Origin of the sequence: Paraburkholderia dilworthii, assembly GCF_000472525.1 — a bacterium.
Classification (GTDB): Bacteria; Pseudomonadota; Gammaproteobacteria; order Burkholderiales; family Burkholderiaceae; genus Paraburkholderia; species Paraburkholderia dilworthii.
In genome coordinates, this window is the sequence record NZ_AWZT01000084.1 from 1 (window position 1) to 11,801 (window position 11,801).

The 11,801-nt window shown below is 57.7% G+C and carries 7 protein-coding genes and 6 pseudogenes; 8 read left to right on the plus strand and 5 right to left on the minus strand.

The features are described from left to right. Together F759_RS0133940 and F759_RS39505 are read right to left on the minus strand one after the other, a co-directional pair. The coding region (locus F759_RS0133940; protein WP_027803716.1) for an IS110 family transposase at positions 1-380 on the minus strand (380 nt) is incomplete at its 3' end. Between the two features lie 121 nt (positions 381-501). Next, positions 502-1,750: pseudogene (locus F759_RS39505) on the minus strand (IS256 family transposase). A 111-nt stretch (positions 1,751-1,861) separates the two neighbouring features. Between F759_RS39505 and F759_RS0133950 the strand changes: the two are divergent. After that, positions 1,862-2,077 (plus strand): annotated as a pseudogene (locus tag F759_RS0133950) (IS3 family transposase); the annotation flags it as partial. A gap of 1,147 nt (positions 2,078-3,224) precedes the next feature. Here the strand turns inward: F759_RS0133950 and tnpC (F759_RS39510) are convergent. Next, positions 3,225-3,973, minus strand: a pseudogene (gene tnpC / locus F759_RS39510) (IS66 family transposase); the annotation flags it as partial. A 78-nt stretch (positions 3,974-4,051) separates the two neighbouring features. Here tnpC (F759_RS39510) and tnpA point away from each other — a divergent pair. The 3 genes from tnpA to tnpC (F759_RS0133975) are packed head-to-tail and all read left to right on the plus strand — an operon-like array spanning position 4,052 to position 6,417. Further along, entirely contained in the window at positions 4,052-4,471 is a 420-nt protein-coding gene (tnpA, locus tag F759_RS44950; RefSeq protein ID WP_027803719.1) for an IS66-like element accessory protein TnpA, read from the plus strand. Beyond that, on the plus strand, positions 4,468-4,812 hold the full coding sequence (gene tnpB, locus F759_RS0133970) for an IS66 family insertion sequence element accessory protein TnpB (RefSeq protein WP_027803720.1): 345 nt from the start codon (positions 4,468-4,470) through the stop codon (positions 4,810-4,812). Before tnpA ends, tnpB begins: the two co-directional genes overlap by 4 nt. Positions 4,813-4,842: 30 nt before the next feature. After that, complete coding sequence (tnpC, locus tag F759_RS0133975) at positions 4,843-6,417, plus strand: IS66 family transposase (protein WP_027803721.1); 1,575 nt, start codon at positions 4,843-4,845, stop codon at positions 6,415-6,417. A 138-nt stretch (positions 6,418-6,555) separates the two neighbouring features. On the opposite strand, the pseudogene F759_RS44660 reads toward tnpC (F759_RS0133975), so the two are convergent. Further along, a pseudogene (locus F759_RS44660) lies at positions 6,556-7,166 on the minus strand (IS66 family transposase zinc-finger binding domain-containing protein); the annotation flags it as partial. Positions 7,167-7,843: 677 nt separating this feature from the next. Here F759_RS44660 and F759_RS39520 point away from each other — a divergent pair. Together F759_RS39520 and F759_RS39525 are read left to right on the plus strand one after the other, a co-directional pair. Then, positions 7,844-8,333, plus strand: a pseudogene (locus F759_RS39520) (hypothetical protein); the annotation flags it as partial. Between the two features lie 380 nt (positions 8,334-8,713). Then, on the plus strand, positions 8,714-9,655 hold the full coding sequence (locus tag F759_RS39525; RefSeq protein ID WP_051377564.1) for a DMT family transporter: 942 nt from the start codon (positions 8,714-8,716) through the stop codon (positions 9,653-9,655). Positions 9,656-9,673: 18 nt separating this feature from the next. On the opposite strand, the pseudogene F759_RS43790 reads toward F759_RS39525, so the two are convergent. Further along, positions 9,674-10,114, minus strand: a pseudogene (locus F759_RS43790) (transposase); the annotation flags it as partial. 45 nt (positions 10,115-10,159) lie between these two features. On the opposite strand from F759_RS43790, the gene F759_RS44955 reads away from it, so the two are divergent. Together F759_RS44955 and F759_RS41750 are read left to right on the plus strand one after the other, a co-directional pair. After that, positions 10,160-10,903: a GntR family transcriptional regulator gene (locus F759_RS44955; protein WP_027803724.1), complete on the plus strand. Its 744-nt coding sequence runs from the start codon at positions 10,160-10,162 to the stop codon at positions 10,901-10,903. Positions 10,904-11,638: 735 nt separating this feature from the next. Beyond that, positions 11,639-11,801: IS4/Tn5 family transposase DNA-binding protein (locus F759_RS41750; protein WP_244438987.1), on the plus strand; the 163-nt coding region annotated here is incomplete at its 3' end.

Below are 11,801 nucleotides of genomic sequence, written 5' to 3' on the forward strand. Positions count from 1 at the left end.
TCGCGCACGCGATGCAGTGCCGATAGCACCTGCTGAGGCTCTGTTCGCGGTGTGACGAAACGCATGGACGGGCGGGATGCTGCCTCGCAGATCGCTTGCGCATCAGCGAAGTCGTTTTTGTTACTTTTGACGAAGGGTCTCACAAAGTGCGGTGAGATTAGCCTGACGCGGTGTCCGAANGCGCCCNGGGTGCGTGCCATGAAGTGCGCGCCGGCACAGGCTTCCATGACAATGGTGCAGGCTGGAAAGTTCGCTAGTAGCTCCACGAGCTGCTTGCGCGTCATTTTCCTCCGGAACACTTCGTTGCCCTTCCGGTCCTGGCCGTGCAGGTGAAAAGAGTGCTTGCCGAGATCAATTCCTATGAGCGCCACATCTTGCATGATGGTTCCCCTTGGTAGAAGGCCTCCGTAGCGTAACCTGACCTCGGAGGCGGGGGTACCATCTCATTAACACAGTCGTATGCCTACCCGCTATTGTAAGTGGGAGACTGTGTCCGGACTTTCAGGGGGCTGCTCCAGTCACCGGCAGTCCGTCTTTAAAGAAAATTCCTCCGAGCAGCGAGGCGATTTTTTCTGGCGCACGAATGCGCCGCCATGATTGTTCCGCTGACTCGATGAGTTTGAATGCAAGACCAAGGAAGGTCGGACGCGAGACGCAATTGCAGGCACGGGTTGTTCGGTGTCGAACGGTGGCGAAGGTCGACTCAATCGGATTAGTCGTTCGTAAATGCTGCCAGTGCTCCGCAGGAAAGTCGTAAAAGGCAAGCAGTTCGTCGCTGTCTTTCGTGAGTTTTTCCGTCGCCTTTGGATACCTGGCCGAATAAGTGTCAGTAAAGCGTTTGAAGGCCGTGAGCGCTTCTTCGCGCGTGGCGGCTTGCCAGATCTCCTGCAGGCCCAGCTTTGGCCCGACCATGCTGGGATTTGGGCAACGCGCTGAGAATGTTTCCAGTCTTATGGAACCAGCAGCGCTGGTGCCGGGTCTTTGGAAACACTTCAGCCAATGCCGCCCACAGACCCATCGCCCCGTCGCCGGCCGCGAGCAGCGGACCACTTTGCAGGCCTCGCGCTTTCAGATCCAGCAAGAGCTCGCACCAGGCGTCCTTGGACTCGCGGAAGCCGTCGCCAATCGCCACCCGTTCTTTCGTTCCGTCCGGCTTCACGCCGATGATGACCAGCAGGCACTGGCCATCCGAATCGTCACTGCGCAGCCCCGTGTGGATTCCATCGGCCCACCAATATACCCAGCGCGAGTCGGACAGATCACGCTGATTCCAAAGGGCGTGCTCTTCGGCCCACTGCGCCTTCAGACGGCTGACCACGTTGGGCGAAAGGCCTTTGGCCTCTTCACCCAGCAACACGCTCAGCGCCTCGCTCATGTTGCCGGTCGAGACGCCGCGTAGATACAGCCAGGGCAACGCCGCCGACACGCGCGGTGACTTACGAATGTAGGGCGGCACGATGTTCGAATTGAACTTCACGCCCGAGCCCGAGCGCTCGCGGACCTTCGGCACCTGTACGGTGACCGGACCGATTGCTGTCACGACCTCGCGCTCCGGCAGGTAGCCATTGCGAATCACGGCGCGCCTGCCGTCGAGCGTCTTCACGTTATCGTAGCGTTCGAGCAATGTCGTCAACTCCGCCTCAATCGCTTGCTGGATGATCTGCCGCGCGCCTTGCTGAATCAAATCGTCAAGGCCGCTGGGCGGTGCTTCCGATTTACCCGCGCCCGTTTCTTCTGTAACCTTCTTCATTGGTGGTGGATTCCGGTTTGGCTGGTTGTTACTCTAGACAAGCAACATTCTCAGCTAAACCGCCACCGCCTTCAAATCCCTGCCTCACCCGAACACCACTTTCGACCTTAACTCTCGCGCAGAGGCAATTGCCTTGACAACGCCACGATGGAGAGTTTCTTCGGAACGCTCAAGTCTGAATTCTTCTACGTGAAGCGGTTTCGCAACATCGACGAACTGCAAACTGGCATCAAGGTCTACATTCAGTATTACAACCACGATCGAATCAAGCTAAGATTGCGAGGACTGAGTCCAGTCAAATACAGAGCGAAATATAAGCAGCACTAACGTCACTGCGTCCAACATTCCGGGGTCAGTTCATTCCATACAGATTAAAGGTAGATGGTAGCCGTGTTGGAATTACACATGCTTCTTACGGTCTCAACTACGCGAATCGCCAGCAGGCCCTCCAGAGAATCTGCGTCCACATCGTCCCATGTAAACAAGGGGGCGAATGCCGTTTCGATGAACCGAAATGCGGCCTGTGCGGTTGGCCCCTGAGCGAGGATGTCTCTCGCTGCGCCGGCAATGATGCGAGTAGTGCTCACAGCATCAGCGGAGCGTTCTGAATGTATCGCAAAGCATGCCGAACGTGCCATTCGTCGGCCCAAATGGGTCATGCGCAGTCCATACCACGTCGCCCGCTGTGATTGCGGTATGGGTTAGTCGTCTATCGCAACCCGAAACATGCCTCCCACACGCCGTTTGAACGGTACGGTGGACTGCAGCCGACCTTAGTGACAGTCTGCAAAGCCTTGCGACTACGTTCCTGGTCGAATTTTAAGCCACGACGGGTCAGAGCCCAACTAACGACCACCGGATTTCCAGGGGCGGCGCAGAGCAGTCGGTCGCAACGCGCTTGCGCCGAAAAGAAACCTTCGACTAGATTGGACTCACACGCCAAGGCCCACAAGTCATCATAGGAGCTTTCAGGCGACGCTCGATGGGGAAACTGTCAAACGTCGCCAGTGCTTCGCTGAACCCTTGTGGATAACTTTCTCGCTTTCATCCCCCTGCACCCCCCGAAATCAAGAGAGATATTGCGCCGAATCAGAAATTCAAAACCAAAGAAGTGCGGTCATCCGCGACGCGCATGACCGTGATAGCGACTGAACAACCGTCTGTCTGATGGCGACGGGAGGCCGGCATTGTTTTTCGCGAACTGCTATGCTGTCGCACTAAGTGCGAACTGATGGACATATTTGGAAATCACGTATGTCATTGATATTAAATAAAGTAGTGGATGTCCATCGATGGACAAAAAGTGGGTGCGTACACTGTACAAAACAGCCCGTAAATGTCGCTTTCCCGATCGCCCACATGAATGCAACGCACCCGGTTCGCCGAGCAGCGCCGTTGACTGACGCATCTTTTCCAACCACCGATAGCTTTCCTTCTCCTCGATTGGAACCCGCGTGGGATTGACGTGCCGCTTCAGCGCGGTAGTCCTTCCCAGACTGACGCAGCGCAAAGCGTTTTCGGCCAGGGCGTTTGCTGATTTCGATGCGGCCATCTTCGCAGTACAGAACAAGCGCATCCCATTGATTGAGCGAGTAGCGGATCGCTTTGGTCAGCCCGGACTTTATCGACAGGATTGCGAACTTCTGCATCATCCATGCATTGAGGGCTGCAAGCACCGGCAGGCTCTTGTGCTGTCGTACCGGTAGCCGTTCGTCTGGCGGTGCGCCACGGATATGAGCATCTATGTCATAGAATTCGCCGATCAGTTCGAGCACATACCGCGTCGCCTCAATCGGTGTACGGACGTGAACATCGTATATGTACCATCTCGCGTAGATCCCAGCATGCCGCCTCGCGGATCCTACCGCCCTCATACAGCTCGTTAAAGCCATCGTTAGCGTCGGCCTGCAGGATACTCTAGAATCTGGCGAGATGGGTCTGCGGATGAATGCCTTTGCGGTCAGGCGAGTAAGCGAACCATACTGCGGCGTATCCCTCGATCCCAAACGGCGATCATCGCGAACATAGACCCACAGGCGCCCCGTGGGGGTGCTACCTGTTACCCGGAACAAGCACCGGGATCGGCGTGTCATCCGCGAGCATCTTGAACGCTGCAATCGTGTAGACCCGCAGCGCTTCGGTCAATGGCTCGCACAGGGCTTCGCATTGGCCGACCCAGCGTCCCATGCTGGCAGGATCGAGCTTCACGCCATCGCGGTAAGCGACTCGGCACGACCGTTTCCCAGTGCTGAATATTTCGACGCATGATGGGCGCGTTCAGCTTGACGGAGACAGTCAGCCATGTCGAACGCAGCGGGCCGTACGCATCCCCATCGCACGTATGCGCAAGCATTCAAGCAGCAGGTGATCAGGGAGACATTGGAACCCGGCATGTCGGTGTCGATCGTTGCGCGACGGCACGACATCAACGCCAATGTGGTGTTCGCATGGCGCAAGCAATACCGTGAAGGCAAGCTGGTCATACCTGCACTCGAAGCTGCGCCGAGCGTGCCCACCACGAAGCTACTGAGCGTCGACGTGATCGACTCGGCATTGGTACTGCGGCCGCCTGAGCCGGCAGTGGCGTCGCCAGCGCCGAGCGGCGTACCGATGCCGGCGCCCGTGTGCGAAATCGAGGTGGAGATCGGCAAACGGCGTGTGAGGATTCGCGGCCTGTCTGCCGAGCGCGCTGAAGCGCTCCTGCAGGAATGCCTGAAGTGATCGCGCTGCCGGCAGGTACGCGCGTTTGGCTCGTGGCCGGCGTGACAGATATGCGCTGTGGCTTCCAGGGGCTTGCCGCAAAAGTGCAGACAGCGCTCGAAGAGAATCCGCTGGGTGGCAACGTATTCATCTTCCGCGGCCGCCGTGGCGATCTCGTGAAGCTGCTTTGGGCGACCGACGATGGGCTCTGGTTGCTCGCAAAACGATTGGAGCGAGGCCGGTTTATCTGGCCCCAGGCCGACGGTGGAAAGATCCATCTGACGAGCGCACAGCTATCGATGCTCCTCGAAGGCATCGACTGGCGACACCCGCAACGCACCGCTGCTCTGTCGATGTTGTAAACCACATCGAAGGCTCGTAAACTGCGACGCATGTCCCAATCTGCGCCGCTTCCCACCACCGTCGCGGAGCTCCAGGCTCTGGTGCTCGAGCAGCAGGCGTCGATCGAGAACATGGTGCGGGAGATCGCCGCACGGGACGACGAAATCGAACGCCTGAAGGCGCAGATCGACAAGCTCAGGCGGATGTACTTCGGGAGCAAGTCCGAGAAACTGGCCCGGCAGATCGATAAACTCGAGGCGCAGCTGGAAGACCTGACGGCCGGTCAGGGCGCTGCCGAGACGCGAGGGCACCGAGACAAGACGTCGACGGCGCCGCCCGGTCGAGCGCCCACGCGAGAGCCGCTGCCGCAGCACTTGCCACGCGATGAAATCGAACTTACACCGAATCCGGCTTGCCCCAGGTGTGCGACAACGATGCAGCGACTCGGCGAGGATGTTTCCGAGCAACTCGCGCGCGTAGCGGCTGCGTTCAAAGTAATCCGCACGATCCGTCACAAGCTGTGCTGTCCTGACTGCGGCCACATCGAACAGCCCGCGATGCCCAGCCGGCCCATCGAGCACAGCATCGCGCATCCGAGCCTGCTGGCCGACATCGCGGTATCGAAGTTCGCCGATCACCAACCGCTGTACCGTCAATCGGAGATTGCGGCACGCGACGGCGTGACGCTGGATCGCGCCAGCATGGGCCGCTGGATCGGGCAGATCGCCGAGCTCTGCGGGCCGCTTGTTGAAGCAATCCAGCGCTACGTGCTGGTCCCCGGCAAGGTACACGTCGACGACACACCGGTTGCGGTGCTCGCGCCAGGCAACGGAAAGACGGTGACCGGTCGCTTCTGGGTCTATGTGCGTGACGATCACCGCTCGGGCTCGGCTGAGCCGGCTGCGGTATGGTTCGACTTCTCCTCGAATCGCAAAGGCGTCCATCCTCAGACCCGGCTCGCCGCATTCCGCGGCACCCTGCAGGCCGATGCTTACGCCGGTTTCGATCGACTGTATGCGAGCGGCGAGATCCACGAAGCGGCATGCTGGGATCACGCGAGGAGGTACATCTACGATGTTCACGCGCGCACACCGACTCCAGATACCCGGCAACTGCTCGAGATGATCGGAGAGCTCTACAGCATCGAAGCCGACATCCGCGGCAAGGCGCCTGACGAGCGTCTGCGCTTCAGGCAGGAAAAGAGCAAGCCGTTGCTCGCGAAGCTCGAAGCGACGATCAGGGCGAAACTCGCGACGCTATCGACGAAGTCCGCGCTCGCAAAAGCAATCAACTACTCGCTGAACCACTGGGCGGCGCTCGTGTTCTACTGCGAGGACGGTCGAGTCGAGATCAGCAACGTGCTTGCCGAGAACGCGCTGCGCTGTGTCGCGCTCGGCCGCAAAAACTATCTGTTCGTCGGGTCCGACAGCGGGGGCGAGCGAGCCGCCGCGATGTATAGCTTGATCGGGTCGGCAAAGCTCAACGCGATCAACCCGCGCGCCTATCTCGAACACGTCCTGACCCATATCGCTGATCACAAGATCTCACGCATCGACGAATTGCTGCCCTGGAACGTGGCCGACAAACTGAAGCCGGCCACTCCGCCTACACCCTTGACCGGGTAGATCTGGATAGATTTGCGTGGATCGTGTCCACGATCGATCATGGAGACGATCCCCCGTGATCTATACGAATGCCACCACGACAGCACCATCATGCCTCACGCGCGCGCGAATGAGGAACTGGCCCAGCCGAGTCGCTTACCCATCGCGCGCGGCACTGGCCGATTGCCGGTACAGCCGCTGATGATCCGCCAACTTCGAAACGAGGACGTCAGCCAGCGGGCTCGGATGGGTGATGCTGCGCTCAATCGGCAGGCCGGGCATCGGTGGCTGTGAGAAGTGATGGCAGCAGGGGCAGGCTGCCTTGCGCCGGATCGTGCGAATCACCTTGACCGCAGCAGTGACGAGGGCGAGTTGCTCAGACACGTCCTCGCCAAGTGGCTGCATGGGGCTGTCGCAGTCCGGGCAGCTTGAACGGGGATCAAGCGCAGGCTCTTCGCGCGGCAGACGCGGCGGCAATGCTTCCTTCGGGGCCGTTGCACCGATGGACGCCCTCGTGCCCCACGCGCGGGCTTGCGAACATCGGCGACGCCACGTCCGCCGGTCAGATCCTCCAGATCGGTCTCAAGCCGCTCGATCTGCCGGTCCAGTTGCTCGGACTTGCGGCCAAACTGCATCCGTTTCAATTTGTCGATCTGGGCGTTGATCTGATCCATCGCGATATCACGCTCGGCAAGCTGGGCACGGGCCTCGATCAGCAAGGCCTTGAGCGCATCAACGTCATCAGGAAGCTGGGGGGCAGCATCCGTCATGCGCGGAGTTTACGCGCGCGCCAAAGCGTTCACAACACCGATAGCACCTCCCTTCGACGTGGTTGCCGCCAATCGATGCCTTCGAGCAACATCGACAGTTGCGACCTCGCCGCGAATGCCGATCCGATAAAGCGGGTTCGTGTGCCCGGCGAAGGCCGCGTTGAGGAGGGCCGCCCTGTGCTGCAGGCGGGCAACGCGGTTTCGTCCAGTTAATGGCGTCTGGTGCATAGATAATTGACATTCCGATCTTATAACATTTTGGGGCGCCCAAAAATCTGGCCGCTGGTTCGGTCGTCCGCGTCATTAGGTGTCCGCAACGTCCGTACCAACGCCACGACCGGCCTAGTGCCGCTAGGCAGGCTAGAGCGGGAAGGGGACTCGATACTGCGAGTGTCGTTTGCGACAAAACGCGCACGGTTTGTCCAGAAGACGACGTCGACAGCGTAGGAGAACGCAATTTCGAAAATCGGTCAAAGCCGGGTTTAGCAAGCGTCTCAACGATTCGTGCGCACATGGCACGAAAACTGCACGGGATGTTGCCGCGCAGACATTAACCGGCCGATGACGGACTCGACAAAAGAAGACCATACGGACAACGCAAACTGAGGACATGGTCGCGGCTTTTCAGCCCTGATCCGCAACCGTGATTTCAATCTCTATCTCAATGGAGTACGACAATGGCTCAACTTCGGCAAATCGCCTCCTACGGGAAAGGCGGTATCGGCACGTCCACCACGCCGCAGAATACGCTCGCGGCGCTGAACGTCATCGGGCAAGAAATCCGGATCGTAGGGGGGGATCCCACGGCTGACTCGACACGCCTGATACTGCATGCGAACGGCGCGTATCACGGTATCGACGACGTGTCATGCGAGGTGCTCGGCGACGTGGTTTGCGGTGACTTCCCGATCCCGATTCGCGAGAACAAGGGCCACAAAATCTGCATCGTGACGTCGGGCGAGGCGATAGCCATGTGCGCAGTGAACAACATCTCGAAGGGTATTCAAAAGTACGCGAACCGTGGTGGCGAGCGCCAGGGCGGGGTCGTCTGCAACGAGCGCAAGACCGACAAGGAAGTAAAGCTAGCTGAATCGCCCGCGACAATGCTTGGCGAAGCTGATGCACTTCGCGCCCCGGAGAAAGTTCATACAGCGGCGGCAATGCCGTGATCCCGACGCCGAATGCCCTGAAACGTATTCCGCGTTTCGGAAGTTGGAACCGAGCAGCTGTCTTAAGGAATCTGAGCGCATTAGCGGGGGATATCCAACGGCCCGCTAGATGGGGCCACAACATTGGCTCCTCGACTGAGTCTCTTCCGCTGCGCGGAAGGATGGACCGCAGATCGGCGCAGCCAGCACACGTACCGGTGGAGGAGCATATCCGCACGATGCGGCCGTCTGGATACCAATGAGAGTTGGCAATACGACGACTCGCGCGACGCGTGATCATCGGCGCTTCGGCCGGTGCATTAAGGACGGAACATCCAGAAAATCGAAGGAACTGCGAGAATCTGCACCCCATTGAAGAATCTAGGAGAGCTTGTTGACATGCTGATGAAAGTTAATGGTTTTTTGAAAGTGCCTTTACGCGCAATTGTATTCATGTCCTGCGGCACGTTTCTTTTTGCGGTGGGTGATGCCATTGCACGGCTAATATCGAGCCGGTACCCATCGAATGAAATGACTTTCTTCCGGATGCTGTTTGGATTGCTGCCAGCTGCGTACATGCTTGGACGTCTCGGCGTTCGCGAAAACAAATTGACGCTGCGTCGCTTTTTTGGTTTTTTTCTTAGGGCGATTACCGCATTGATTGCCCGAGTATTTTACTTTGCTGGATTAGCTCGTCTGCCGCTGTCAACCGCTGTGGCGTTGCAGTACACCGAAGTGATCTTCATCTACTTGCTTGCCGTCGTTTTCTTGTCAGAGCGTTTTCGACTATCGACAGCATTAGCTTCGATAGCTGGGTTTTTCGGAGTATTCATGGTCTCATTGCCTCTTAGCGGAATTGAAGGATCGATCTCTGCAGTGAGTCTAGTCCTGCTTAGTTCTATATTTGGCGCGGCTTCGATCATTCAGGTCAAGAAACTTTCCAGAACCGAAAGCGCGGCAACAATCGTTTTCTATTCGATGATGATTTCGACAATTCTTAGCGGAATGTCTCTTTTTGTCGCTTGGGTCATGCCCAACGCGAAGGATTTTGGATACATGGCGCTGATAGGACTGACTGGCGGCGTAGGGCAATTGTTGGTTACCGTCGCGCTTGCAAACGCTGCAGCGTCGCTTCTGGCCCCCCTCGGCTACTTCGGCGTCGTATGGGCAATCGTTTTCGAGTATTTGATCTGGGGGGAGGCGATTTCTGCAAAAACCGCGGTTGGATTCGTCGTAATCATCGGAACTGCACTCTATCTGTGTACGTCGGACAAGCGGTCGGATGCGACGGGTCAACAGGTCCGATCGGTAGCGACGGAGTCACGTGAGACAGTTGATTAAGCAGTAGCAAGCAACCGCGCCAAAGGTATCAACCGCCATGTGGACTATGCTGCCGCGTTTGCACTTGTAGCCGTCGTAACCGACGCGAGGGCCACTCGCGTAGGTCGACTGCAAGGTCTGGCCGCCGAAAATTACCGCGCTCTCGGCCTGCCACGGCGCTTCTGCCCGATCAGGATGACCGAACGCAAATCATTCACCATGGCCTCGATACAGCTGGCCTCACTCCAGCGTTGCGTCTGCTGATAGACCCGCTCCCGTGGTGGAAAGTGATTGGGCAACAAACGTCACGGTGCACCCGCGCGTACAGTCCAGCGCGGCGCGTTGAACATCTCGCGCAGTTCATAGCGGCGCTGCGGTGCGTCTTTTTCACCAACGTCAGGTACAGTGCGGCGAAGTACCACTCTCATCCGATGCATCCGTGGGTACGGAAAGCGTTTCTTCATCCCGCCACGATACCAAGTCCGATTCAAAGTTCCTCACACCCTCTAAGATACGCCGATACCGATGATTAAAAGTGCATTGTCAACTAGTGGCGCGAATCTTCACGAGATAGTACACGCTGAGATATCGAGACGCATCGCTACAGGATTATATAGACCGGGTGACGCGATCATGTCGACTACGCAACTTGTCGAGGAGTTCGGCGTGAGTTCCGTCACGATCAAGCGAGCCTTACGCGATCTCCAATGTGCCGGTCTACTGACATCCATACCCGGGAAAGGGACATTTGTGAAACATCGGTTCCGCTTTATCCGGGAATTGGATGTTTGCATGTCATCTCTGGACAATGCACGGTGGCTTGGCTTTCAGACGAAGATAGAGCTAATTTCAATATCAAAGGAGAGGATCAGGGACGTGACGCTAAGCATCTTTAATCCGCCGAATAAAGCGCTGCTTTGCGTTCGCAGGGTGATCTACGCCGACGACGTGCCGATCATGTACGACTCGTCATTTCTTCCCGCCGACATATCGGATAAGGTCGTCGACGAGTTTAGTGAGCGCTTTATCATCGATGCTCTGCGGCGACATAACGTTGATGTCAAGGATATGTCGCTTATCATCGATGCGGCGCCTGCCTCGCAGGAAGCCCAGCAGGTATTCCAAGCTCCCAATGGCTATCCAGTGTTGCGCCGACTCTATAACCTAAACAGTCCTGCCTTGTCCGTTTTTGGCGTACTTGAATCGCCGTTCGATCGATTAGCTTGCTCGATCGGTTTCGGCAGCTTGAGTTTCCCTATAGTGATCTAATTTCCTCGGACAGGTGGATAGGAGGACAATCCTGAATCGACGAGGAAAAACAACAGATGACAAGAAGGCGCCGACAATTCCACGCCAGCTTCCGATGCGGAACGTGTAGGCGGCCCCGGCGACGGCAAGCCGCTAACTGCTGAACAGCAGCGCATCCGGCAACTTGAAGCAGAGAACCGGCAATTGCGAGAGGGCAACGCGCTGCTAAAAAACATCAAAAGGGCTGTGCCCTTCCCAAGGGGCAGAAACTCCGGGCTAGGGCTAGACTGGCCACGCTAAAGGGAGCGGCCGTCCGCTTATTGGTGACGTGTCGCGTCAAAAAAAGACGGTCAAGGGAACTGATGCGGCCCCGGCATTGGTGACACCGCGAGGTGATTCCGTTCAGGAAAGTGATAGATACCGCGGCCCCGCCCTTTGGCACTTCCATTAATCTGGAGGGCCAGACATGGCACACCCCAAATCGAAGCGAACCGTCGATCGCCACACCGACATGTCCGTTGTCAATCCGCACGCCGCAGGCATCGACATTGGCGCGCAGTTTCATGTTGTCGCGGTCGGACCGGAATGCGGCGATGAGTCAGTGCGTTCCTTCCGTAGTTTCACCGCCGATCTTCACGAACTTGCCAGGTGGCTCAGACAGGTCAAAGGTAAGCGTGTTGCTGATCTTGTGATTACCCACATTTCAGCCACGAAACCTGGTAACCTGGCACGCGTTATAGTCATTGCGCGAGCGAGATGGCTGAAGAAGAGCGGGCAGACGAGCGAGCCTGGTTCGAGAAGGAGATCGAGGCGAGCAGGTTTCAGGATGCCAGATTGCGCAAACGCTTTGGCATGGTGCTGGAACGGTTGTGGTCCGGCATAGGCCAAACGATCCCTTTTGCATGTCAGGATTGGTCTT